We start from the raw sequence: 24,591 nt of genomic DNA on the forward strand, positions 1-24,591 counted from the left end.
CCCGCGTCCTCCTTGTCTTTTCTCCGCGGCTCTCTTTTGCTCCGCGTCTCCGCGTGAGATCTGTTCCCGGATTCTCAGCCGTCCATCGGGCGGCAGCGCAGGGGGTTTTCGTCGGAGTTGTCGTTGGTAAGGTTGATACGCACGGTGTCGCCGGATTCGACGCGGACCTGGGCCAGCCACGTCCACCGCCGGTCGCTCAGCACGGTGTCGGCCCAGAGCAGGTACTCGCCAGGCACCACGCTGTCCAGCGCAAACTGCGCCTGGTCGTCCGTCACCGTGCTGCGCAGGACCAGGGGGCGCAGGATGCGCTTGCGCGCTTCCCAGCCGCGCGCCCACGCTTCCGCCGGCGGAGGCGCGTCGCCCGGGCCGCGCGGCGGACACAGCGGCGCCAGCGTGGAATCCAGCGTTTCTTCCGTACGCAGCAGGTGCACCGGCAGCCTGGCCAGGTTCACCTGCTGGTCGATGTTCTGCGCCATGAACGCATCGCCCACCACCCGCCCCGGCGCCTTTTCCCCGCCGCCGCAGCCGGCCAGCAGCAGCACCACCGCCGCCATCCATCCCGCCCGCCGCGTCATCCCTCCGCGCCCTCCGCCGCCGGCGACGCCACGGGAAAGCGCCCCGCGAACTTGCCGATCCACTCCGACGCGGCCTCGTGCGCGCTCAGCTCGCGCCCCTCCTGCTCGCGCACCTGCTGGCGGTAGCGCTCGATGGTGCACACCTGCTCCACCATGCGCGACCGGAACGCGTCCGTGCGGTCCAGAAACTCCACGCCCACCAGGAACGCGTCGTTCTCCGGCCGGCACCACGCCACCCGCGCATGCGCCTCGAAGGGCGGATCCACGTCGGGGATGGCGATCTCGATGGTCGCGCCCGCCGCGGGGCACAGCTCGGAGACGAACGCCAGCCCGCCGTGGCTCACGTTCAGCCCCGTCGCCGACGCCTGCCCGCCGTCCACCGTCCGCACCTCGATGGGCACGTCGGCCGTGTGGCGAATGTACTCGCGCCGCGGGTTGTGGTCGGCGCTGGTCGCTGTGGCTTGCACGGTCCTCATGCTGCGTGGGATGATCCTGGCCCCGCCGCTGGCAAGGTGCGGGCCCGTCACACCGAAAGCCGGTAGCGGTCGTCCGCCGCCGCGCCCGGCGCAAAGCCCATGCGGCGCAGGTAGGCGGCGTGCTCGCGGTTTCCCGGCTCGCTCTCGATCTCGCGGAACCCGCGCGAGCGAAAGAACTCGCGCTCCTCCTGGAACAGGTAGCGCCCGATCTTGAAGTCGCGGTACTGCGGGATGACGAAGTCCAGCGTAACGCACAGCGTTCCTCCCGCCTCCCGCCGCCCGATGAACAGTCCCGCCGGCACCATGTCGCGCAGCACGAACACCGTAAGGTCGTCCGCCGCCGGCGTGTAGGCGAAGCCGGGGAGAAAGCGGTGGATCTCCCGCTCGTAAAAGTGCAGAAACTGCCGCAGGTACTGCGAGTCGGGCTCCACGCTCAGCAGGCGAAAGTACTCCCGCGTGCGCAGCATCCGGTACAGGTAGAACAGGTTGATGAGGACGATGAAGCCGTTCATCGCCGCCACCGGATAGGCGTGGATCAGGAGCCCGTACACCGCGAACGCCGCCGACCCCACCAGGTTGATGAGCCGCAGGCGCAGGATGGAGCTCATCATCAGCGACACGGCCACCAGCGCCGACGCCACGTATCCGATCACTTCGTACAGCAGCTGCCTGTCCATCCGCTCCAGCCTCGGGGCCCGGGTTCGGTCGATGCGAGCGCATCAATCCATCCCCCGCGCCCCGTTCCCGCAAGTGCGCACCCCGGATGGCGGCGCGTTTACCGCTGCACCGGCGGCCGTTCCGCCGCGGGGGGCCGGCGCGGCATCTGGCTGGCGTTGTCGATGTCCGCCGCGATCATCCACGGCCCGCCCGGCGCGCGGCGCAGCGCCAGCACGAACTTGCCCATCTCCGCGTCGCCCTCGCCGTACCCGTACGTGCCGATGATGTAGCCCACGGAATCATCCGCCGCGAAGCCCAGCGCGCGCAGTCGCAGCGGGCCCTCCGATTCCGCGTACGCCTGCTGGATTCCCTCGCGCCCGCGCACCGGCGGCCGCCCGTTCTGCAGGATGAAGCCGTCGTCCACGAACAGCGCCGCCAGCCCCGCCTCGTCGCCCGCGCGCCAGCCGCGTTCGTAGTCGCGCAGCACCCGGTCCAGCTCCGGCGGCAGCGTCACCGACGGCAGCGGTGCGGGCGGCGTGTTCTGCGCCACCCCCGGCGCCGCGATGGTGAGGACGGCCAGCAGCGCGGCGGATTTCAGGAATCGCATGGGTCGTATCTGCGGATGTGAAGGGTCGAGATGTGGTGCGGAAAGTCGAACGCGCCGGGGTGCACGGGTCTGACGTCTTCGGATCGCTTTCTGTTGCTTCGCGACCCTCTGCCGGGTCTATCAGCCCGCGAATCTTCGGTTCACGCACCGCGCGGCGATCCAAATACGCCGTGTACACCCGTCCTGGGAGTACGGCATCTGCTGGAAATTAGATTCTACCGTCATGAATTCGCCCCGATTGGGTCAGCCATGCTGTCGGTATGAGCCGCAGATGGCGGTGTTCGCACGCGGTCTTTCTAGACTTCTCCGCGCGCTGATAGCTTCGCGCGCATGCCAAAGCTGCTTGCCTATATCGAAACGACAATTCCGAATTTCTACTACGACTTTCGCCCCAGCGAGGCCGTCACCACTCGCCGCGCCTGGACGCGCGAGTGGTGGGATTCGGCCCGGGATGCGTACGAACTCGTCACCAGCCCGGAAGTGCTGATGGAACTCTCAGCCGGCACCAGCGATCTCGTGCCGCTCCGGCTGGCGCTCATCAACAATCTACTGGCAGTTCCCATCACCCCCGAGGTGTCGGATACCGCCAACACGTATATCCGACGCAAACTGATGCCTGGCCGTCCGAGCGGTGACGCGTTCCATCTGGCGCTTGCATCTCATTACAAATGTGATTTCATTGTGACGTGGAATTGCAAGCATCTTGCGAATCCGAACAAGTTCGCGCATGTCCGGCACCTCAACCGCTTTCTAGGATTGCCGGTTCCCGAGATCGTAACGCCGCAGGACCTGCTGAGGAGAAGCTGATGTGCGATCCCGTCGATGAGTCGTGGACCGAGGCAGACGACATCATTGAAGAAGTTCGTGAGATTCGGCGCCGGATCTCCGCTCAGTTCGATGATGATCCAATCAAGCTCGGGGCGTACCTGATGGAATATCAGAAGCAGTTCGCCGACCGGCTTGTAGATCCGCGGACGTGGAGGAATGAGAAACCGGCGGCATAGCGACATTCGCAGGTCTGATGGCGCATACCCCGCACAGGAGGTTCGGTGAACGACGCATCAGACGAACCTTGGACGGCCGCCGATGACGCGATCGAGGAAGTTCGGGCGATTCGAATGCAGATATCGGCACGGTTCGACCACGATCTGGATAGGCTCGCGGAGCACTACATGGAACTCCAGAAGCGGCACGGGGACCGGCTGGTAGATCCGAAGACGTTGCGAAACAGGCCTTCGTCGTGTGACTCGTAGACCATGCATTCTGACGCGTGTTCAGGAGAACCCATAATTTCGAAGCTCTCAACTGCCGTGGACGACGCCGTCGAGGAGGTTCGGGCGATCCGCAGGCAGATCTCGGCACGGTTCGATCACGATCCCGTGGAGTTGGTGGAGCACTACATGGAGCGTCAGAAGCGGTATGGTGATCGTCGGATCGACCAGCCCAAGTCGAAGCGGACTGACGATTCCACGACCGGAGGACCTGATGTGTGACCCCATCGATGAGTCCTGGACTGAGGCTGATGACGTGATCGAGGAAGTCCGGGAGATCCGCCGGCAGATTTCTGCCCGGTACGATGACGACCTGGACAAGCTCTTCGATCACTACATGGAGATCCAGAAGCGTCATGCCCACCGGTTCTGGGACCCACGAGCCCGCGGCGACCAGGACAAATCCGCCGCCTGACGGGCGGCGGAGATCATCGGGGTTGCGCCTTCCGCGATCCTCCGTTATCGTTTCGGCCGCACCTGCAAGGGTGCCGCGGCGAGTTGCAGCGATTGCTCCGCGTTATAAATGTGCTAAACCGCTCGCGGGGCCTCCGCAGCGGAACATGCTGCGCGAGGCCCCGTTTTCGTGTTTGAGATGACTGTATCCCGGCCCGGGGGCAACCCCGGGCGGTGCGAGCGCTTTGACCGACAGCTTGGCGGGCTCGCACCAGCAACTGGGAATCGCCTAAAGCGTCGCACGGGCTTGCCGTCCTGATCGACGGCAAGCCCTTTTTGCGTCGGTCCCACCCTACACGCATGGGAACCCTGATGAGCACCATCCTGACCGAGATCGAGGCGCCGGCCGCCGTGACCTACACGTTCACCTCCGAATCGGTGAGCGAAGGCCACCCCGACAAGGTGTGCGACGCCATCGCCGACGCCATTCTGGACGCGCACCTGGCGCAGGACTCCGCCAGCCGCGTGGCGTGCGAGGTGCTGGTCAAGGAGAGCAACGTGGTGCTGGCGGGCGAGATCACCAGCAACGCGCAGGTGGACCACGAGGCGGTGGTGCGGCAGACCATCCGCGAGATCGGCTACACCGACGCGGACCAGCCCTTTCGCGCCGACGACGTCAACATCATCTCCTTTCTGAGCGCCCAGGCCGCCGAGATCGCGCAGGGCGTGGACGCCGACACCAGCCTTTCGGGCGACCAGGGCGCGGGCGACCAGGGGATCATGTTCGGCTACGCGACGGACGAGACGCCGGAGCTGATGCCGCTGCCCATCCTCCTGGCCCACCGCCTGGCGCGGGTGCTGGCCGGGCACCGCAAGGCGGGCGCGGTGGACTGGCTTCGTCCGGACAGCAAGACGCAGGTGTCGGTGGCGTACCAGGGCAACACGCCGGTGGCGGTGACAGACGTGCTGGTCAGCACGCAGCACACGGCCGAGGTGGACCGCGACACCATCCGGCACCTGGTGGCCACGTCGGTAATCCCCGAGGCGCTGGGCGGCTGGTACCACGACGACCTGAAGATCCTGGTCAACCCCACCGGCAGCTTTGTGCAGGGCGGCCCGTCGGCCGACGCGGGCGTGACGGGGCGCAAGATCATCGTCGACACGTACGGCGGCGCGGGCCGCCACGGCGGCGGCGCGTTCAGCGGCAAGGACCCCAGCAAGGTGGACCGCAGCGGCGCGTACTTCTGCCGCTTCGTGGCGCGCGAGATCGTCAAGGCGGGGCTGGCGCGGCGGGCCGAGGTGCAGGTGGCGTACGCCATCGGCATGGCGCAGCCGGTGTCGGTCAAGGTGGACACCTTCGGAACCGGCGACGCGGCGGCGGCGGCGGAATTCGTTCGCAACGGCTTTGACTTCCGCCCGCGCGCCATCATCGAGCGGCTGGACCTGCTGCGGCCCATCTACAGCTCGACGACCAACTACGGCCACTTCGGCAAGTCGGAGCTTCCCTGGGAGCAGGCGCGCTGAGCGAACGGATGGCCTGACCGGGAGCGCCCGGGCGAGCCACGATCAAACCAGGGACGCGCGGCACGCCGCCGCGCATCCAGCGAAGCAGACCGAACCGAGAGCTGAAGCCGATGTTCATCCGCCCCGCCTTTACCATGTGCATGTGCAGCATGTGTCAGTGCGTCGCTCCCCCGGGAGAGACGGACGGGCGCGCGCGTGCATTCACACGGCACGGCAGCGCGAGATAAGCCAGAGCGAAAGACTCGGCAGATCTGACCCCCGCCCGGCCCTCTCCCCCACGGAGAGGGCCGGGCTTTTTTCGTCCGTATCCACACAACACCGAGGAAAACGAAGATGAGCATCATCGAAGAGTCGACCGCAAAGCTGGGACTGGGCACCCGCGCCGTGCACAGCGCGCAGGAGATCGCCGATCCCACCACCAACGCCCGCGCGGTGCCGATCTACGCGACCACGAGCTACGTGTTCAACGGGCCGGAGCACGCGGCCAGCCTGTTCGGGCTCAAGGAGTTCGGCAACATCTACACGCGCATCATGAACCCCACGACCGACGTGTTCGAGCGGCGGATCGCGGAGCTGGAGGGGGGCACGGCGGCGGTGGCGGTGGCCAGCGGGCAGGCGGCGCAGACGCTGGCGCTGCTGAACCTGGCGCAGGCGGGCGATTCCATCGTCGCCTCGTCGTCGCTCTACGGCGGGACGTTCACGCTGCTCAAGTACACGCTGGGGCGGCTGGGCATCACCACGCGGTTTGTGGATGGGAACGATCCACAGGCGTTCGCGGACGCCATCGACGAGACCACGAAGGCGGTGTACGTGGAGACGATCGGCAATCCGCGGCTGGACGTCCCCGATTTTCGCGCCATCGCCGACGTGGCGCACGGATTCGGCGTTCCGCTGGTCGTCGACAACACCTTCGCGACGCCGTTCCTCTTCCGCCCGATCGAGCACGGGGCGGACGTGGTCGTCCATTCGGCCACCAAGTGGATCGGCGGGCACGGCACGTCCATCGGCGGCGTGGTGGTGGACGGCGGCACGTTCGACTGGGCCAACGAGCCGCGCTTCCGGGACTTCTACGTGGACCCGGAGCCGGCGTACCACGGGCTGAGCTTTGCGCCCACGTTCGGCAACATCGCGTTTGCCATCCGCCTGCGCGTGCTGCTGCTGCGCGACGTGGGCGCGGCGCTCAGCCCCTTCAACGCCTTCCTCTTCCTTCAAGGGCTGGAGACGCTGCACCTGCGCATTGCGCGCCACACGGAGAACGCGCTGGCGGTCGCGCGGTTTCTGGAAGGCCATCCGGCGGTGACGTGGGTGAGCTACCCTGGGCTGGAGTCGCATCCCACGCACGCGGTGGCGAAGCGGTACCTGGACGGCGGATTCGGCGGCGTGCTGACCTTCGGCGTTCTGGGCGGCGAGGCGGCGGCGGCCAGGGTGATCGGCGAATCGAAGTTGTTCTCCCTCGTGGCGAACGTGGGCGACGCGAAGAGCCTGATCATCCACCCGTGGAGCACCACGCACGAGCAGCTGGAGCCGGATGAGCGGCGGGCGGCGGGCGTTACGCCGGACCTGATCCGCCTGTCGGTGGGGATCGAGGACGTGGACGATCTGCTGCGCGACCTGGACGCGGCCCTGCGCGCGGCGGTGGGGCTGTGAGCGCGGAGCCCATCGTCATCAAGTTCGGCGGCACCTCGCTGGGTTCGCCCGCGCGCATCCGGCGGGCGGCGCGGCGGGTGGCCGCGCACGTCCGCCGCGGCCGCCCGACGGTCGTCGTCGTCAGCGCGATGGGAGGCGCGACGGACCGCATCGTCCGCCTGCTGGCATCGGTCAGCGGCGGGCGGCCGGACGGGCGCGAGGCGGACCGCGCGCTGGCCACGGGCGAGGACCTGTCCGCCGCACTCCTGGCCGCGGCGCTGCGGAGTCTCGGCCTGGACGCGCGCAGCCTGCGCGGCGGGGAAGCGGGCGTCTGGGCGCAAGGCGGGTTCTGCGGCGGGCACGTGGAGGACGTGGACCCCGCGCCCGTCCGCCGCCTGCTGGCCGCGGGGACGGTCCCCGTGGTCAGCGGATTCCAGGGCGCGCGCGACGACGGCGAGACGGTCACGCTGGGGCGCGGCGGATCCGACACCTCCGCCGTCGCGCTGGCGGCGGCGCTCGGCTCCGCGGAGTGCCACATCGTGACGGACGTCCCCGGCGTCTTCGACCGCGACCCGCGCGCCCACGGCGACGCGCGCCGCATCGGTGAGATCGACCCGCTGGCGCTGGTGGTGCTGGCGGAGGGCGGCGCCCGCGTGGTCCATCCCACGGCCGCGCGGCTGGCCCTGGAACGCGGGGTTCCGCTGCGCGTCTATCACCACCGCGCGGCGCTTTCCGGGCGCGGCGGGACCGTCGTTGCCCCCGCGATCCGGGCGCTGGAGGCGGTATGAGCGCGCGGGAGCGGCGGTACCAGCGCGTGGGGGACTTCGTGCTGGAGAGCGGCGAGGTGCTGCGCGGCGTGGTCCAGGCCTACCACCTGGACGGCGAGCTGAACGAGGCGCGCGACAACCTGGTGCTGGTCATTCACTCGCTCACCGGCTCGGCGGACGCGGTGGGCGACTGGTGGGCGGACGCTGTCGGGGCGGGGAAGACGATCGATACGGACCGCTACGCCGTGCTGTGTACGAATCTGCTGGGTTCGTGCTACGGGACGGGGTGGGAGGCGGGAACTGCAGGGAATAGGGAACAGGGAATAGGGAATAGCCAGCAACGGCGCGCGGGGCCGACGGCTTCACGCGAGGAATCTGACGACGGGCCGGCGATTACGACGCGGGACCAGGCGCGGCTGATCCAGGGGCTGATCGAGGAGCTGGGGATCGCGTCGGTGGCGCTGGTGACGGGCGGGTCGCTGGGCGGGATGGTGGCGCTGGAGTGGGCGGCGCAGAACCCGGCGCTGGCGCGGTCGATCGTCGTTCTGGCCGCGCCGGCGGCGCACACGGCGTACGCCATCGCGTGGAACCACGTTCAGCGGCGGGTGATCGACGCGGCTGGGCAGCACGGGCTGGAGATCGCGCGGATGATCGGGATGATGACGTACCGCACGGCGGACGAGCAGGCGCAGCGGTTCGGGCGTGCGCGGACGGAGGACGGCGGCTGGGCCGTCGGCGCGTACCTGGACCACCACGGCCGCAAGCTGCGCGAGCGCTTCAGCGTCCGCAGCTATCAGGTGCTGACGCGGGCGATGGACTCGCACGACGTGGGCGCCGGGCGCGGAGGGATCGGCCTGGCGCTGCGGGGGATCGAGGGACGGCTGATCGGTGTCGGCATCCCCGGCGACCTGCTGTACAGCGCGGACGACGTGCGAGGCTGGACGGAGGCGGCGGGCGCGGAATACAGGGAAATCCGGTCCATCCACGGCCACGACGCCTTTCTGCTGGAGCAGGCACAGGTGGCCGAAATCCTCGAAGATGCGCTCCGGTCGGCAGAGCCGGCGGGGGCGGGAGCCTACGACCGATGAGCGCAGCGTTGAAGATCGATGAGAGCCGCATCCGCATCCCCGCCGTCCGCCGTGGCGCGCGGACGGTGCGTGTGGTGCTGGCCGGGTGCGGCACGGTGGGCGGCGAGCTGGTGCGCATCCTTCACCACGCCGCGGACGAAATCCGCCAGCGCCACGGCCTGCACTTCGAACTGGTGCGCGTGCTGGTTGCGCACGGCGGCCGCCCGCGCCCCGGCGAGCTGGACCGGGCGCTGCTGACTACGGACGTGGACGCGTTCCTGGCCGCGGCGGCGGGCGCGGACGTGGTGGTGGAGGCGATTGGCGGAATCGATCCCGCGCTGCGCATCGCCACGGAGGCGCTGCGCGGCGGCAAGCGGCTGGTCACGGCCAACAAGGCGCTGGTCGCGGCGCACGGGCCGGAGCTGGTGGCGCTGGGACGCAGGCACGGCGGGCGGCTGGATTTCGAGAGCGCGGCGGCGGGCGGCATCCCCATCGTCCGCGCCCTTCGCGAGCCGCTGTCGCTGACGGGGATCACGTCGGTGCGGGGGATCTTGAACGGGACGACGAACTACGTCCTGAGCCGGCTGGAGGATGGATGGTCGTTCCCCGACGCGCTGGCGGATACGCAGGCGCGCGGCTTCGCGGAGGCGGACCCGTCCCGCGACCTGAGCGGCGAGGACGCCGCGGACAAGCTGCGCATCCTGGTGTGGCTGGCGTTCGGCGTGGAGCCGGCGCGCCTGCAGGTCCGCCGCCGGGGCCTGGGCGACGACGCGGAGCGGCTGGCGCGCACCGCCCGCGCGCTGGACGGCGCCGTACGCATCGTCGCGGAGGCGGTGCGGACGCCGGAGGGGGTGACGGCCAGCGTGGAGCCCGTGCTCGTCGCCGCCGGCGGCGACCTGGCCCGCACGCGCGACGAGGCCAACCTGGTGGTGGTCGACAGCCGCTGGAACGGGCGCATTGCGCTGGGCGGCCCGGGTGCGGGTGGCGGCCCCACCGCCAGCGCGCTGCTGAGCGACATGGTGCGCGCCGCCCGACGCCAGCGCGCCGTTCACCCCTCCTCCGCGGTGCCGCCGATCCCCGATCGGCGGCCGCACGCGTGGGCGGTGGGCGTGGAGCGCGGGCGCGGAGCGCAGGAGGCGCTGGGGCACACGCTGGCGCGCGTCGGCATCAACAACGAGCGGATGGCGTGGACGGGCGGCACGGTCGCCGCGCGCACCGAGCCGGTGCCATGGGCGCGCATTGGCCTGGCCGTCCGCGCGCTGGAGTCGCAGGGCCTCACCCCCGCCGTGCTGCGCGTGGATGCGGATGCGTGATCGTTCGACGTGGTCGCGGCGCGTACGGAGCTGGTGCCGTGGGCGCGCATCGACCTGGTCGTCCGCGGGTTGGAGGCGCAGGGCTCACCCGCTGTCCTGCGCGTGGATGCGGAGAAACCCCCACGAGCGTTGGACGCGTGGCGAAAGACTATGTCAAGAACTTTACTTTCGGAAAATATTCGGTATTATTGGAAAGTCCTTGCCAAGGCTGGTTGGGGACAGGCATACTGTTCGCCGCAGGGAGGGGTCCGCCCCGTCCTGCTTCGCTCTCAATGCCTCCCACAAACATCTGCGCCACAACGCGTTGGCGTTCCCCCTGCCCAGTCGGCCACGGGGAACGGATCTGGCGTCTCCGGTGTTTCAGCGGAGTTGAAGAGAGGAAGGAAATGATGCGTAGACGCTTCCGCGAAGACAAGGCGACTCAGGCGGCAGCCCGGCTTCTTAGCCTCCGGGGCGGCACGATGAGTCACCTGAAGCTCATCAAGCTACTTTACCTGATCGAGCGCGAGTCGCTCACGCGCTTTGGCGCGCCCTTTACGTACGACAGCTACGTTTCGATGCCGCACGGTCCAGTGCTGAGCGCCACCCTGGACCGTATCAATGAGCGCCCCATGTACGAAGGGGGATACTGGGATCAACACATCACGCCAAAGCGGAACAACGAGGTTGCCCTGCGCAACGCCGACAACGTGCCCACCGATCAGCTTTCGAAGGCCGAAGAGGCGCTGATCGACGAGATTTTCCGGACCTACGGACATTTCAACCGTTGGGATCTGGTTGCGCTGACGCACAAGCTCCCGGAGTGGACTGATCCTGCCGGTTCGTCTCTGCCTATCGACCCCGCTGACATTTTGCTTAGCGAAGGCTACACCGAAGAAGATGTAGCCGATATGCGGGCAGAGTGGGACGAAGCCGCGTACGCCGCGTCGCTGTTTGCGTAGCCTCCGGTGCCGAGTTCTGGAGACACGTTCCTTCTAACCGGCGGCAGAGTGCCCGCCCCGCACCTGTGGGTCATCCTGTGGGGTCCATCGGGTCCGGCTGATGCGTATCTGGCTGTGATGCTTACGTCCGTCCGCGCCTTCTCTGAACGGACCTGCATTCTGGAAGTCGGCGACCATCCGTTCATCCGGCACCCCACGGCAGTTGCATATCGTGAGGTGATGCGTGTAACGGGAGAACGTCTGGCTCAGCTGATCGCGGATGGCGTTGCCCGGCCACGACAGCCACTCGCTGCGGCCGTCCTGGACCGGATCAGGACCGGGTTCTTTACGTCTCCGCACCTGCCAAACGCCTTCGTAGAAATGGCGGTCGATGAATTCGGCGCCGCCCGGCCGGATTGAAGAGGCGAAGTACGTGCAAGCAAAGGGGCGAGCTCAACTGAGCTCGCCCCTTTGCTCTTGCGTCGCCGAGATCCATGATGCCTCACCTCTCATCTCGACGTTCGACAACCAATGTGTGTGCTCGTCTCCGGCGCGATTGTTTCGAGCAAGATCGGATTCGATTTGTAAGGCAGGCTGACGAATCTTGCGGGGTGTGTGAGCGCGGCTCAAAATCAAAGGGAACGTGTTTGCGATTCGTGGTATCACTGGCTAGCTTGTGCGATTCGCATGACTCCCGGCCCGGCCCACGGATTGCGGGCGCCGCGGCCGGGCTCGCGCACAGTCGGGGTGGAGCCGCCTACCGCGCGCTCCGCCCCGCGTTCGCAACCGGATGATCCACGGCGGGCTTTTGCCCGCGGAGAAGGCATATGAGCATCCAGGCGCCCGAGGCACCGCAGCGCGGCTACGCGCCGGCGGGCAAGGACAACGGGATCGTCAAGAGCAAGGGCACCGTAAACCTGCCGCGTCCCGACGGCAGTGAGCCGGTGAGCCACCGCGCGCGCAAGCCCGAGTGGCTCAAGGTGCGCGCGCCCGGCGGGCCCAACTACCTGCGCCTGCAGAGCCTGATGCGCTCGCAGGGGCTGCACACCGTGTGCGAAGAAGCGCACTGCCCCAACATTGGCGAGTGCTGGGAAAGCGGCACCGCCACGTTCATGATTCTGGGCGACGTGTGCACCCGCGCCTGCAAGTACTGCGCGGTCGCCCACGGCATGCCCACCGAGCTGGACTGGGACGAGCCGCGCCGCGTGGCCGACTCCGTCGCGACCATGGGGCTGGAGCACGCCGTCATCACCAGCGTGAACCGCGACGAGCTGCGCGACGGCGGCGCGGCCATTTACGCCGAGTGCATCCGCCAGATCCACGAGCGCGTCCCCGGCTGCACCGTCGAGGTGCTCATCCCCGACTTCAAGGGGAACGAGGAGGCGCTGCGCACGGTGGTCGAGGCGCGTCCGGACATCCTGGCGCACAACATCGACACGGTGGAGCGGCTGGGGAAGGCGCTGCGCCCCGGGGCAAAGTACTGGCGGTCGATCTCGTTCCTGGGCGCCGTCAAGCGGATGAACCCGGCGCAGCTCACCAAGAGCGCCATCATCCTGGGGATGGGCGAAACCGAGGACGAGATCCTTCAGTCCATGAAGGACCTGCGCGAGGCGTCCGTCGATATCCTTACGCTGGGCCAGTACCTGCGCCCGTCACAGCACCACGTGCCGCTGGACCGCTGGGTGCATCCTGACGAGTTCCGCCGCTGGAAGGAGATCGGCGAGCGCGAGCTGGGCTTTGGCCACGTAGAGAGCGGGCCGCTGGTGCGCTCGTCGTACCACGCCAAGGAGCAGGCGCGCACCATCGACGCGGGCGGCCCCGGCAGCATCACCGAGATCGTGGACGCGGACGTGGACGGCGAGGTGGCGATCGACATCTCCGAAGCCACCCTCCGCGCCGCCATGGTCACGCCGCCGGCGCCCAAGCTGGTGCAGCTGGGCAGCCTGTAAGAACATATGGCTGAAGCCCGGCTGCGAGTTTACGGTGATACCTCCGCGATTGGCGGATGCCTGGATGTAGAGTTCGCCGATGGTTCACAGGCACTCTTTGCCCGCTTCGAAAGCGGCGAATACGTGCTGGTACTTTCGGACGTGACCGTCGCGGAATTGCAGAACGCACCAGACGCGGTACGGGCACTGGTCTCGAATCTGCCCGACGCGCATGTGGAAACGGTTCTGTTCACGCCCGAGGCTGAGCGGCTGGCCAAGGCATACATCGCCGCCGCGGTCCTGCCTCCAAAAATGTGGGCGGATGCGCAGCACATTGCGGTCGCAACTCTGGCAGGCGTAGACGTGCTGGTGAGCTGGAACTTCAAACACGTGGTGAATCTGCAGCGGATTCGCGGGTATAACGAGGTAAACGCCGAGCTTGGCTACCCGTCTGTTGAGATTCGCACGCCGCGGGAGGTGGTAAGTGACTAGCAAAGGATTCGATTGCGTCCGGCTGATGCGCGAACTGCGCGACGAGATCAACCGGGACGTCGAAGCGCTGACGCCAGAGGAGCGGATTGCGTATATCCGGCAACGTGCGGAGCATGTTCGGCGGGATCTGTCGCTTCCACCTCCGGTCGCGCCCAAGTTTCACGAAGTGCGGACTCATTGACGCAGACCGAATCCCGCTCTTCGGGATTCCGGGGCCTGAACGAGAAGAGTGATGGCTGACGAAAAGACGCAGGAGAGCGCGGTGGCCGTGGCGGAGGCCGAGGACCGGTCGCCCGAGGCGGCGGCGGATGCCGGCGGCGAGCTGGACCGCGAAGCGCAGACCGAGCACAAGCCGCAGCTGAGCGACGAAGAGCGGCTGCAGGGGCTGGAGCCCGACAAGCTGCGCCAGATGATGTACGACATGCTGCTGGCGCGCCGCTTCGAGGAAAAGGTCGCCGAGGCGTATGCGCTGGGCAAGATCGGCGGGTTCTGCCACCTGTACATCGGGCAGGAGGCGGTGGCGGTGGGCGCCATCCATGCGCAGCGGCCCGACGACTACGTGATGACCGCCTACCGCGAGCACGTGCACGCCCTGCAGTGCGGCGTTACACCCGGTGCCGTGATGGCCGAGCTGTACGGCCGCGCGGACGGCTGCAGCAAGGGCAAGGGCGGCTCCATGCACATGTTCGACGCCGAGAAGAACTACCTGGGCGGCCACGGCATCGTGGGCGGCCAGATTCCGCTCGCCCTGGGCGTGGCGTGGAAGATCAAGTACCGCAAGGAAGACCGCGTCATCCAGGTGTACTGCGGCGAGGCGGCGGTCAACCAGGGCGCGTTCCACGAGTCGCTGAACATGGCGGCGCTGTGGAAGGTGCCCATGATCCTGATCGTGGAAAACAACCGCTTCGGCATGGGTACGGCGTGGGAGCGCGCGTCGTCGCTGTACGACATCTACCAGAAGGCCACCGCCTACGCCATGCCGTCCGCCGTCGCCGACGGCATGGACGTGCTGGACATGTACCGCGTCACGAAGGAAGCCGTGGAGCGCGCCCGCCGCGGCGAGGGGCCCACGCTCATCGAGGCGCGCACGTACCGCTTCGTGGGCCACTCCATGTCGGACCCGGTGAGCGGCGTGTACCGCACCAAGGAGGACGTGGAGAAGGAGAAGGGGAACGACCCCATCCGCATCTTCGCCGACCTGCTGGCCCGGCAGAACATCCTGAGCCAGGAAGAGCTGGAGAAGATGGACGAGGAGGTGAAGCGCGTCTCCGAAGAGTCCGCCGACTTCGCCGACAAGTCCCCCGAGCCGGGCGTCGAGGAGCTCTACACCGAGATCTACGCAACCGAAGACGTCAACGGGCGTCTGTACTTCGACGGAAGGAAGCGCTAACCGATGGCCGTCATTACGTATCGCGAAGCCCTGGGGCAGGCCCTCGCGGAAGAGATGGAGCGCGATCCCGACGTCTTTCTGATGGGTGAAGAGGTCGGCGTCTACAACGGTGCGTACAAGGTGTCGAAGGGGCTGCTGGAGCGGTTCGGCGACATGCGCGTGGTCGACACGCCCATCACCGAACTGGGCTTCGCGGGCCTGGGCGTGGGCGCGGCCATGACGGGCGTGCGGCCGATCATCGAGTTCATGACCTGGAACTTCGCCATCCTGGCGTTTGACCAGATCTTCAACTCGGCGGCCAAGATGCGGTCGATGAGCGGCGGGCAGTTCAAGATGCCGATCACCTTCCGCGGCCCCACCGGCGCCGCGCTGCAGCTTGCCGCGCAGCACTCGCAGGCGCTGGAGAGCCAAGTCGCGCACTATCCGGGCGTCAAGGTGGTCGTCCCCGGCACCCCGGCGGACGCCAAGGGGCTGCTCAAGGCCGCCATCCGCGACGACGACCCGGTGTGCGTGTTCGAGGGCGAGATGCTGTACAACCTCAAGGGCGAGGTGCCCGAGGATGACGACTTCATCATCCCCCTGGGCGTGGCCGACCTCAAACGCGAGGGCGGCGACGTCTCGATCATCACGCACGGCAAGATGATCCACGTGGCGCTGCAGGCCGCGGCGCAGCTGGAGAAGAACGGCATTCAGGCCGACGTGCTGGACCTGCGCAGCCTGCGCCCGCTGGACACCGACGCCATTCTGGCGACGGTGGCCAAGACCAATCGCGTGGTGCTGCTGGAAGAGGGGTGGGCGTTCGGCGGCATCACCGCGACCATCGCGGCGATGATCCAGGAAGAAGCGTTCGACCACCTGGACGCGCCGGTGCTGCGCGTTACGCAGGCCGACGTGCCCATGCCGTACGCCAAGGCCATGGAAAAGGCCGCCAAGCCCAGTGCGGAGATGGTGGTGGAGAAGGTGAACCAGGTGCTGTACCGGTAGAAGTACGAAAGTACGAAAGTACGAGAGTACGCTTCGAACGTACCCGTACTTTCGTACTCTCGTACTCTCGTACTTCCTACACGAGACGACGATGGCGACGAAAGTCTACATGGAGGCGCTCTCCCCCACGATGGAAGAGGGGCGCCTGGTCACCTGGCTCAAGAACGAGGGCGACGAGGTCAAGGAAGGCGACGTCCTGGCCGAGGTGGAGACCGACAAGGCCACCATGGAGCTGGTGGCCCGCGGCAGCGGCGTGCTGCGCAAACGCCTGATCGGCGACGGCGACACCAGCAACGTGGGGACGATGATCGCCGTCATCGCCGGGGCCGACGAGGACATCTCGGCGCTCACCGGCGGTGCGGGAGCGGCCCCCGCGGCGGCTCCGGCCGCGGCGGAAGGCCCGGCGCAGCAGGCGGCGGGCGGTGAGGGCGGGCAGTCCGCCGCGCCGGCCGCTCCCGCGGCACCGCCCCCCGCTGCTGCGGCCGAGCCCTCGCAGGCGGCTCCCGCGGCGCAGGCTCAGCCCGCTCCGCAGGCGCAGCAGGGCGCCGGGACGGGCGCGGACAACGGGCGGGTCAAGGCGTCGCCGCTGGCGCGCAGGCTGGCGCAGGAGGCGGGGATGCAGATCGGCGGGGTGCAGGGCACCGGGCCCGGCGGCCGCATCGTCAAGCGCGACATCGAGCAGGCGGTCGCGCAGGGCGGGGCGCAGCCGCAGGCCGCCGCGCAGGCGCCGCAGCCGGTAGAGGCCGCTCCGGTGGCTCCGCAGGGCACGCAGGTGGCGCCGTCCACGGACGCGCGCTTCCGCGAGCACCCGATCTCGCAGATGCGCAAGGCCATCGCGCGCCGGCTGGCGCAGTCCATTGGCCCGGTGCCCACCTTCTACCTTACGGTAGAGGTGGACATGGGCGAGGCGATGGCGCTGCGGGCCAGGATCAACGAGCGCTTCAAGGACCAGGGGATCAAGACCAGCCCCAACGACATGGTCATCAAGGCCGTGGCCATGGCGCTGCGCAAGCACCCGTTCGTGAACGCGGCGTGGACGGGCGACAGCATCCACCTGTACGAGCAGGTGCACATCGGCGTGGCCGTGGCCATCGAGGAGGGGCTGATCACGCCCGTCATCCGCGACGCGGACCGCAAGGGCGTCAGCGAGATCGCGACGGAGGTCAAGGAGCTGGCCGGCCGCGCGCGGGAAAAGAAACTCAAGCCCGAGGAGTACACGGGGAGCACCTTCTCCATCAGCAACCTGGGGATGTTCGGGATCGAGGAGTTCACCGCCATCATCAACCCGCCCGAGGCGGCCATCCTGGCCGTGGGCGCGGTTGGGTCCAAGGTGGTGGTGGATGACGAGGGGAACATGGCCATCCGCCAGCGCATGCGCGTAACGCTGAGCTGCGACCACCGCGTGATCGACGGCGCGACCGGCGCGCAGTTCCTGCAGACGCTCAAGCAGTACCTGGAAGAGCCGATGCTGATGGTGGCCTGACGCGCCAGCCTTCGCCCGACCGCACGCGCCGCGGTCCTGCCCATCGGGCGGGGCCGCAGCGCCGCGTTAGGGCGGCTGGTTCTGGTGTGCAGGCGGGGTTTTACGGCGTCGCGCTGCGCGCGGACCCCCTCACCCCCGGCCCCTCTCCCGCAAACTGCGCGGGAGAGGGGTGACGCGAGCCGAGAGCTTTTCGCGGCGAGGTCAGTCCTCAGCGATCCGAGAACCAGCGGAACCGCACCGCCGGTGTTCGTGACGTTCCGCCCCTCTCCCACGCAGTTTGTGGGAGAGGGGCAGGCGAGGAACGAGCCGGGGTGAGGGCCCAACCGGGGGTGAGGCCCCGTCCCTGCTGACGCCGCGCATCCCGCGCATTATCATCCATCCATCACGCGTTGGAACGCGCTGCCGCCCGCGGTGGTAGCAGTGCGCCGCAAATCCACCGCGCGGCCGTCCCACCCGCGCGCACCCTCCCCTCCACCCACGGAGCGGCTCCGTTCATGTACCGCGCACTTCATCTCGTTCCCGTGATCCTGCTGGCCGCGGCGCCCGTGGCGGCGCAGGACCTCATCCGCCCCGGCGAGAGCGTCAGCGGCCGGCTGACCGGCTCCGATCCCGTGCTGGAAGATGGATCGCACTATGACGTGTGGCGCTTTGCCGCGGTGGCGCGGCACCGCTACCGCGTCACGCTGCGCTCGGACGACTTCGACGCGTACCTCTCCGTGGGCTCCAGCGCGCTGGCGGAGTGCGGCGACTGCGCGAGCGACGACGACGGCGCGGGGGGGCGCGACGCGCGGGTGGAGTTCATCGGGCCGGCGGACGGAACCTTCGAGATTCGCGCGAACTCGCTGGAAGGCGGGCAGATCGGCAGCTATCGGCTCACCCTGGAGGACGTAGGCGTCGCGGAGGAGCATGCGGGCCACGCGGAGCCGGAGAGGCACCAGGGGCACGACGACGCCGCACCGGACGAGGGCACGCCGATCCAGGCGGGCGAGGCGGTGACGGGGACGCTGGCGCGCGGCGACCGCAAGATGGACAACTCGTACATGGACACGTGGACGTACAACGGGCGCGAGGGTGAGACGATCAGGGTCACGCTGCGCTCGGAGGACTTCGACACCTACGTGACGCTGGGCGAGTACGAGAGCGGCGAGTGCAGGGGGATGGACGGCGACGACGACAGCGGCGGCGGCACCGACAGCCAGATCACGGCGGAGCTTCCGGACGACGGCGCGTTTCATATCCACGTGCGCTCCGCGGACCAGGGCGGCATTGGCGCCTACACGCTGCTGGTGGAGCAGGTGACCGACCGGGAATCGGGTGTGCCGCCCATGCCCATCTCGCCGGGCGAGACGCTGAACGAGCGGCTGTGGAGCACCGACACGCAGGAGGCCGACGGCTCCTACCGCGACGCGTGGACCTTCATGGGCCAGGTGGGCGAGACGTACGTCATCACCCTGCGCTCGGGTGATTTCGACACCCTGCTGCAGGTGGGCCGCATGTCCGGAGACGAGTGGGATCTGCTGCAGACGGACGACGACGGCGCCGGCGAGGGCACCGACAGCCAGATCACCATCACCCTGCCGATGAACGGCCAGTACGTAATCCGAGCCGGCGCGTACGAGCCGAACGAGACGGGCGCGTACACGCTGCAGCTCGAACGCCGCTGACCGGCGGACTTCGCGGGCCGCGCACCCTCCGCGCGGCCCGTCCGTCTTCCATCCTTCCATCCATCCATCCTGAACGCCTTCATGCACCGCGCACTGCGTCTTCTCCCGCTCGCCCTGCTCGCCGCCGCCGTGCCAGCCTGGGCGCAGGAGCCCATCGCCGTAGGCCAGACCGCCGAGGGCGAGCTGTCCGGCGCCGATCGCAAGGATGCGGACGGCAAGATCTTCGACGCCTGGAGCTTCAACGCACGGGCTGGTGCCACGTACGTGGTCACGCTGCGGTCCAAAGGCTTTGATTCGTACCTGCGGGTGGGACCGGCGGATGGCGGCGACTGCGATCCCTGCCAGACGGACGATGACTGGGAGTCCAGCGACGCGCGGGTGGTGATGGACGCGGGGACCGGTGGCGCACGGGTCATCCACGTCACCACGTACGAAGCGGGGCAGTCCGGGGGCTACACCCTTGCCGTGGAGGAGGTAGAGGCGCTGCCCGGCCCTGGCGCGGAGCCGTCGCCCGCCAGCCGGGGAGGCGGCGTGCTGCAGTCCGGCGTGGCCGCCACGGGTGTGCTGGAGGAGGGAGACCGGCGGGCACCGTACAACCCGGCCGAGCAGAACTCGCGGTACGACGTGTGGAGGTACCGCGGCCGGGCGGGCGAGTCGCTCACCCTTTCCCTGAGCTCCGACGACTTCGACGCCTTTCTGCGCGTGTACCGGTGGGAGGGGAGCCGGTGGCGGCCGCTTGCCAGCAACGACGACGACGAACGGGTGGTGACCAGGAACAGCAGGGTGGTGGTCACCCTTCCCGCGGATGGCGAGTACCAGGTGCACGCCGCCGCTTTTGGCGAGCGAGCGACGGGCGCCTACACGCTGACGGCCAACGACCCGGCGGCGTCTGCACCGCCGCCGGCCCCCACCATGGCGGAACCGCAGTACATCGTCTCCGGCTTCAAGTTCATGGGGGAGCTGGCGGCCGGTGACTCCGTTGCGGACGACGGCACGTTCTACGACGGGTACCGCTACAATCACTCCTACGCCGACACGATGGTCCTGGAGCTGCTGACGGCGGAGATCGACGCCGTGCTGCGGATCGGCGTGCGCGAGAACGGCGTGTGGCGCGAGGTGGCGCGCGGCGAGGGCCGGGGTTCGCGGAGCGAGCTTGTCGTCGCCCTTCCGCGGCGCATGTACGAGGTGCGCGTGGGAACGCGTGGCCCGGGGCGAACCGGCGCCTACGTGCTCGCCCCCAACGCCAGCACCCCCCGCGAACGGTACGTGCGCCTGCCGGATCCCACCATCATTCCCGGCCAGACGCGCTCCGGGCGCCTGGAGCCGGGCGACTCGGTCGGGCAAACGGGCGTGTTCGAGGATGTGTACACCCTGGCGGCGGAGGGACTGACCACCGTCCAGCTGCGCTCCGACGACTTTGATCCGGTGGTGGAAATACAGGCGCGCCTGGTAACCGGCGTGTGGACGACGGTGAGGGACGACGACAGCAGGGCCGGAGCCGACAGCCGGGTGACGTACAACGTGTCCCCCCACATCCGCTACCGCGTCCGCGTCACCACGTCCCGCCGCGGCGCGGGCGGCGCGTACACGCTGGTGGCGAATCTCGCGCGGGACTTCGACGCCGGCACGCCGCCGGCGCCCATCTCCGCCGGACAGTCGCTGCGCGGACGGCTGGAGGAGACGGACTCGCGCGGCGCGGACGGCTCGCACCACGACGAGTGGACGTTCCGCGGCCGACAGGGCGAAACCGTGACCGTCACCCTTCGCTCCGGCGACTTCAACGCGCTGGTGCAGGTGGGGCGGATGGTGAATGGCGAGTGGGAGCTGCTGAAGGAGGAGGACGGTTCCGCCGACACCCGCGACGCCGTGCTCGTCATCCCCCTTCCCGAAGCCGGCGAATATTGCATCCGCGCCCGCTCGCACCGTCCGGGAGAGACCGGCGCCTACACGCTGACCCTGGAAAGCCCCCGCTTCTTCTGACCCGGCGCATCTACGGGCCGCGCATCCGCCGCGCGGTCCGTCGCGCTTCCGCATCCCTTCCGATCTCCCAATCGCTCGATGCTTCGTTTCGATCGCCTCGCCCCGCTGCTCCTGCTCGCCGCCGCGCCCGCCGTCGCGCAGCAGCCCATCGCCGTCGGCCGGAGCGTCGCGGGCGAGCTGGCGGCCACGGACTCCGTGGGGATGGATGAAAAGCGCTACGACGCCTGGGTGTTCGCGGGCGAGGCGGGGCGCTTTTACCGGATCACGCTCCGTTCGGAGGACTTCGACGCGTACCTGTGGGCGGGGCCGCAGGATGACGAGTACGCGGACGACTGCGAGCTGTGCGAGCGGGACGACGACGGCGCCGGCGAGGGCGACGCGCAGCTGTTGCTGCCGGTGGAGGACGCGGGACCGATGGTGATCCGCGTCACCACCTACGAAGCGGGTGAGGTGGGGCGCTACACGCTGCAGGTGGAGGAAACGGAGGCGCCGCCGCCCGATCCGGACGCGCCGCCGCCGCTGGCCAACTCCGGCGGCGGCCGCCTTCTTCCCGGGATCACGGCGTCCGGCGTGCTGACGCGCGGCGATGCGCAGGCGGAGGGGAGCAGGCCACCCGAGGAAGACGCGTACTACGACGTCTGGACCTACCGCGGCACCGCGGGCGAGCCGCTCACCATCCTGATGAGCTCGGACTCGTTCGACACCTTTCTGCGCATGGGGCGGCGGGTGGACGGCCGCTGGCGGCAGGTGGCGGCCAATGACGACGCCGGCGCCATCGGGGACAGCAAGCTCACCGTCACGCTTCCCGAAGGCGGCGAGTACGAGGTGCACGCCGGCGCCTACCGGGAGCATGCGACGGGCACCTACACCCTCACCGCGGCGAGCGGCGCGGGCGGTGGCGGCGCGGTCGCGGCCACGCCGCTGGTGCCCATGGACGAGCTGCCGATCCTGATGCCCGGCCGCGGCAAGGATGGCGAACTGGCGGCGGGGGACGCCGTGGGCGAGGAGGGCGCGCTCTACGACGCCTGGCGCTACTTCGCGTCGGCGGGGGAGACGGCCACCTTCGAGCTGGCGTCGGAGGAGTTCGACGCGGTGCTGCGGATCGGCGTGCGGGAGAACGGGGTGTGGCGCGAGGTGGCCCGCGACGACGACGGTGGGGGCGGCACCCAGAGCGAGCTGACCATTACCTTTCCCGCACAGGCGGAGTACGAGATCCGCGCCGGCACCTTCGCGGCGGGGGCCGACGGTGCCTACTCGCTCTTTGGCACCACCGACATCCACGCCGACATCGAGGCGCGGGCGCCCCCGGGCACGCTCACCGTCGGCCACACGTCGGTGGGGCGGCTGGAGGACGGCGACGAGCGGGGGGAAGACGGCATGCCGCTGGACGTGTGGACCATGCTGGGGAGCGAGGGGAACACGCTGAAGATCGACCTGCGCTCCAACGACTTCGATCCCCTGGTCCGCGTCTTCGCGGAGCAGCCGGACGGCGGCTGGCGAATGCTGGGCGAGAACGACGACGACGGCGTGGGGACGGACAGCCGGCTGATCGTCACCCTTCCCGCCAACGGAAAGTATCGCATCCACGCCACCGCGTACCGGGAGGAAGCCCGGGGCCAGTACCGGCTGTCGGTCAACTTCTGATATCGGACGTCAGAAGTCGGCGTGCACTGAAGCAAGAACGTCGCACGCGGAGACGCGGAGGAAAACGGAGAGCCGCTGAGGATGCGCCCGAAGTCCTCCGCGGCTCATCTGTTCCTCCGCGCCTCCGCGTGAGATCGTTTCTGGAGTACGAATGCCGCACCCGGTAGAATCGCGCCGGACGGGGCGCGAAACCCGGCCGGTACTCTCTCCGTTCAGCAGGTACGCGGGGGCGAAACGCCGCTCCGGATGACGGGCGGCACGCGTCCCGCCATCCATCCATACCCTCACCTCCTGCCGGAGCCGTTCCGATGTACATGGCGCTCTTCAACATCGCCGGCTTCGCCATGCTGGGCTGGCTGCTGCTGATCCTGCTTCCCGCGTGGAAGGTGACGCGGTGGATTGCGCGGACGGCGGTGTTCCCCGTCTTTCTGTCCATTCTCTACCTGGTGGGCATCAGCGCCGTGCTGATGCGGACGGGGCCGGGGATCATGAGCGACTTCGGCAACGCGGAGGGCGTGCTGCGGGTGCTGCGGGACGCGGACATCGCGCTGGTGGCGTGGATCCACATCCTGGCGTTCGATCAGCTGGTGGCGCTGATGATCTACCGGGAGAACATGGAGCACCGGTACGTGCCGCTGCCGGTGCAGTCGGTGCTGCTGTTCTTCACGCTGATGTTTGGCCCGGTGGGATTTCTGGGATACTACCTGCTGCGCGCCTGGAGCCGCAGCCGCCGCCAGCGCCAGGCCGTACCGGCAGAGACGGAGCCCGCCGTGGGCCGCGTCGCCGCGACGGATGGAGTGGCGGCCGCCGTGCGCACTTCGGCGGCGGGCGTGCTGGGCGTCTTTCGCCGCGAGTGGCTGCTGACGGCCACGGGCGTGCTGGGGCTGCTGCTGGGCATGGGGTGCGCCATCGCGATCGGCGTGCGGGGGACGGAACTGGTGGGCGCGGAGGGGCACCTGCGCAAGGCGATGGCGTTCGACGTTGCGGTCGGCATCTATCTGCTCACGCTGGTGCTGCTGGTGCCCCTGGCGAAGTTCTCGCGCGGCGGGGTGTGGGCCTGGCGTGTGTCGCTGGCGCTGCTGAGCCTGTACGCGTACGGGATGGAGAACGTGCAGATCGCGCGCGGCATCGATCCGCGGTTCACCAGGGTGGGAAGCGTGACGGACCAGATCCTGGGCGGGGTCTTCTTTCTCACCGCGACGGGGATGATCGTCAGCTTCATCATCCTTGCCTGGAAGGTGCTGGCGCGGCGGATGGACGGCGCCGACGGCCCGCTTCTCCTTTCCCTGCGCTACGCCGCGCTGGCGACGATGGGCGCGTTTGCCGCGGGGTTCTGGATGAGCGCCGTGTCGGGTTCGCGGGCCGGCGAGGCGAGCATCCTGCCGCTGCACGCGGCGGGCTTTCACGGTCTGCAGGCGCTGCCGCTGGTTGCCATCCTGCTCACCTGGGCCGGCGTTCCGTCGGAGCGCGCGCGGGGTTGGATTCACGCCGCGGGGGCCGCGTGGCTTGCGGCGTGCGCGGCCATCGCCTGGCAGACGGCGCAGGGGCGGCCGCTGACGGACTTTACGCCCGCGGCGGCCATCACCGTCGCATCGCTGCTGGCCTGGGCCGCCGTCGCCGCTCTCGCCGCGCGCACCTGGCTGCGCGGCGGCGGGACGGCGGCGCCGGGTGCGGTGCGGGTGCAGGCGGCGCTGTAGGCGCGCCGCGGCGAGCCCTCTCCCCCGGACGGCCTTTCGCTCGTTCCTCGCGACGGCGTCCGACCCCTCCCCCAACATCGGGGGAGGGGTGGTGGGGGCTGAGGGGTGGCGCGGTTCCGAGGGATGGGAGCGA

General features: G+C 69.0%; 25 protein-coding genes. 21 read left to right on the top strand and 4 right to left on the bottom strand.

Annotated elements, in window-relative coordinates:
- Positions 1–74: 74 nt before the first annotated feature.
- From ACOJUJ_RS09560 to ACOJUJ_RS09575, 4 genes are all read right to left on the bottom strand, one after another.
- On the bottom strand, positions 75–575 hold the full coding sequence (locus ACOJUJ_RS09560) for a carboxypeptidase-like regulatory domain-containing protein (protein ID WP_420126637.1): 501 nt from the start codon (positions 573–575) through the stop codon (positions 75–77).
- Positions 572–1,042: a PilZ domain-containing protein gene (locus tag ACOJUJ_RS09565; RefSeq protein ID WP_420126638.1), complete on the bottom strand. Its 471-nt coding sequence runs from the start codon at positions 1,040–1,042 to the stop codon at positions 572–574. The genes ACOJUJ_RS09560 and ACOJUJ_RS09565 overlap by 4 nt, the downstream gene beginning before the upstream one ends.
- Before the next feature lie 56 nt (positions 1,043–1,098).
- Positions 1,099–1,728, bottom strand: a complete 630-nt coding sequence (locus ACOJUJ_RS09570; RefSeq protein ID WP_420126639.1) for a hypothetical protein — start codon at positions 1,726–1,728, stop codon at positions 1,099–1,101.
- 98 nt (positions 1,729–1,826) lie between these two features.
- Entirely contained in the window at positions 1,827–2,315 is a 489-nt protein-coding gene (locus ACOJUJ_RS09575; protein WP_420126640.1) for a YybH family protein, read from the bottom strand.
- A 330-nt stretch (positions 2,316–2,645) separates the two neighbouring features.
- On the opposite strand from ACOJUJ_RS09575, the gene ACOJUJ_RS09580 reads away from it, so the two are divergent.
- The 21 genes from ACOJUJ_RS09580 (at position 2,646) to ACOJUJ_RS09680 (ending at position 24,458) form a co-directional block, all read left to right on the top strand.
- Positions 2,646–3,122: a type II toxin-antitoxin system VapC family toxin gene (locus ACOJUJ_RS09580; RefSeq protein ID WP_420126641.1), complete on the top strand. Its 477-nt coding sequence runs from the start codon at positions 2,646–2,648 to the stop codon at positions 3,120–3,122.
- The gene (locus ACOJUJ_RS09585; RefSeq protein ID WP_420126642.1) at positions 3,122–3,319 is read left to right on the top strand and encodes a hypothetical protein; all 198 of its coding nucleotides are present in this window, start codon (positions 3,122–3,124) and stop codon (positions 3,317–3,319) included. Before ACOJUJ_RS09580 ends, ACOJUJ_RS09585 begins: the two co-directional genes overlap by 1 nt.
- Before the next feature lie 306 nt (positions 3,320–3,625).
- Positions 3,626–3,808: a hypothetical protein gene (locus ACOJUJ_RS09590; protein ID WP_420126643.1), complete on the top strand. Its 183-nt coding sequence runs from the start codon at positions 3,626–3,628 to the stop codon at positions 3,806–3,808.
- Positions 3,801–4,001, top strand: coding sequence for a hypothetical protein (locus ACOJUJ_RS09595; RefSeq protein ID WP_420126644.1), 201 nt, complete (start codon positions 3,801–3,803; stop codon positions 3,999–4,001). Before ACOJUJ_RS09590 ends, ACOJUJ_RS09595 begins: the two co-directional genes overlap by 8 nt.
- Before the next feature lie 350 nt (positions 4,002–4,351).
- Entirely contained in the window at positions 4,352–5,503 is a 1,152-nt protein-coding gene (metK, locus tag ACOJUJ_RS09600; RefSeq protein WP_420126645.1) for a methionine adenosyltransferase, read from the top strand.
- 333 nt (positions 5,504–5,836) lie between these two features.
- Complete coding sequence (locus ACOJUJ_RS09605) at positions 5,837–7,150, top strand: O-acetylhomoserine aminocarboxypropyltransferase/cysteine synthase family protein (RefSeq protein ID WP_420126646.1); 1,314 nt, start codon at positions 5,837–5,839, stop codon at positions 7,148–7,150.
- Positions 7,147–7,917 carry a hypothetical protein gene (locus ACOJUJ_RS09610; protein WP_420126647.1) on the top strand — a complete coding sequence of 257 codons (771 nt, stop codon included), beginning with the start codon at positions 7,147–7,149 and terminating at the stop codon, positions 7,915–7,917. Before ACOJUJ_RS09605 ends, ACOJUJ_RS09610 begins: the two co-directional genes overlap by 4 nt.
- On the top strand, positions 7,914–8,984 hold the full coding sequence (locus tag ACOJUJ_RS09615; RefSeq protein WP_420126648.1) for an alpha/beta fold hydrolase: 1,071 nt from the start codon (positions 7,914–7,916) through the stop codon (positions 8,982–8,984). The genes ACOJUJ_RS09610 and ACOJUJ_RS09615 overlap by 4 nt, the downstream gene beginning before the upstream one ends.
- Before the next feature lie 8 nt (positions 8,985–8,992).
- Positions 8,993–10,276: a homoserine dehydrogenase gene (locus ACOJUJ_RS09620; RefSeq protein ID WP_420126649.1), complete on the top strand. Its 1,284-nt coding sequence runs from the start codon at positions 8,993–8,995 to the stop codon at positions 10,274–10,276.
- A gap of 389 nt (positions 10,277–10,665) precedes the next feature.
- Positions 10,666–11,217, top strand: coding sequence for a Panacea domain-containing protein (locus tag ACOJUJ_RS09625; RefSeq protein WP_420126650.1), 552 nt, complete (start codon positions 10,666–10,668; stop codon positions 11,215–11,217).
- 117 nt (positions 11,218–11,334) lie between these two features.
- On the top strand, positions 11,335–11,616 hold the full coding sequence (locus tag ACOJUJ_RS09630) for a hypothetical protein (RefSeq protein ID WP_420126651.1): 282 nt from the start codon (positions 11,335–11,337) through the stop codon (positions 11,614–11,616).
- A gap of 407 nt (positions 11,617–12,023) precedes the next feature.
- Complete coding sequence (lipA, locus tag ACOJUJ_RS09635) at positions 12,024–13,145, top strand: lipoyl synthase (RefSeq protein ID WP_420126652.1); 1,122 nt, start codon at positions 12,024–12,026, stop codon at positions 13,143–13,145.
- Between the two features lie 6 nt (positions 13,146–13,151).
- On the top strand, positions 13,152–13,616 hold the full coding sequence (locus ACOJUJ_RS09640; RefSeq protein WP_420126653.1) for a PIN domain protein: 465 nt from the start codon (positions 13,152–13,154) through the stop codon (positions 13,614–13,616).
- A 25-nt stretch (positions 13,617–13,641) separates the two neighbouring features.
- A complete protein-coding gene (locus tag ACOJUJ_RS09645) occupies positions 13,642–13,797 on the top strand; it encodes a hypothetical protein (RefSeq protein WP_420126654.1) in 156 nt (51 codons plus the stop codon).
- 51 nt (positions 13,798–13,848) lie between these two features.
- Positions 13,849–15,006, top strand: coding sequence for a pyruvate dehydrogenase (acetyl-transferring) E1 component subunit alpha (gene pdhA / locus ACOJUJ_RS09650; protein ID WP_420126655.1), 1,158 nt, complete (start codon positions 13,849–13,851; stop codon positions 15,004–15,006).
- Between the two features lie 3 nt (positions 15,007–15,009).
- On the top strand, positions 15,010–15,990 hold the full coding sequence (locus tag ACOJUJ_RS09655; protein ID WP_420126656.1) for a pyruvate dehydrogenase complex E1 component subunit beta: 981 nt from the start codon (positions 15,010–15,012) through the stop codon (positions 15,988–15,990).
- 91 nt (positions 15,991–16,081) lie between these two features.
- Complete coding sequence (locus ACOJUJ_RS09660; RefSeq protein WP_420126657.1) at positions 16,082–17,473, top strand: pyruvate dehydrogenase complex dihydrolipoamide acetyltransferase; 1,392 nt, start codon at positions 16,082–16,084, stop codon at positions 17,471–17,473.
- A 494-nt stretch (positions 17,474–17,967) separates the two neighbouring features.
- On the top strand, positions 17,968–19,137 hold the full coding sequence (locus tag ACOJUJ_RS09665) for a PPC domain-containing protein (RefSeq protein WP_420126658.1): 1,170 nt from the start codon (positions 17,968–17,970) through the stop codon (positions 19,135–19,137).
- A gap of 81 nt (positions 19,138–19,218) precedes the next feature.
- Positions 19,219–21,117 (top strand): hypothetical protein, encoded by a 1,899-nt coding sequence (locus ACOJUJ_RS09670; protein WP_420126659.1) that lies wholly within the window; start codon positions 19,219–19,221, stop codon positions 21,115–21,117.
- Positions 21,118–21,195: 78 nt separating this feature from the next.
- Entirely contained in the window at positions 21,196–22,761 is a 1,566-nt protein-coding gene (locus ACOJUJ_RS09675) for a hypothetical protein (RefSeq protein ID WP_420126660.1), read from the top strand.
- A 308-nt stretch (positions 22,762–23,069) separates the two neighbouring features.
- Positions 23,070–24,458 carry an ABA4-like family protein gene (locus ACOJUJ_RS09680; RefSeq protein WP_420126661.1) on the top strand — a complete coding sequence of 463 codons (1,389 nt, stop codon included), beginning with the start codon at positions 23,070–23,072 and terminating at the stop codon, positions 24,456–24,458.
- Positions 24,459–24,591: the final 133 nt, after the last annotated feature.

Origin of the sequence: Longimicrobium sp. (genome assembly GCF_048594345.1) — a bacterium.
GTDB lineage: Bacteria > Gemmatimonadota > Gemmatimonadetes > Longimicrobiales > Longimicrobiaceae > Longimicrobium.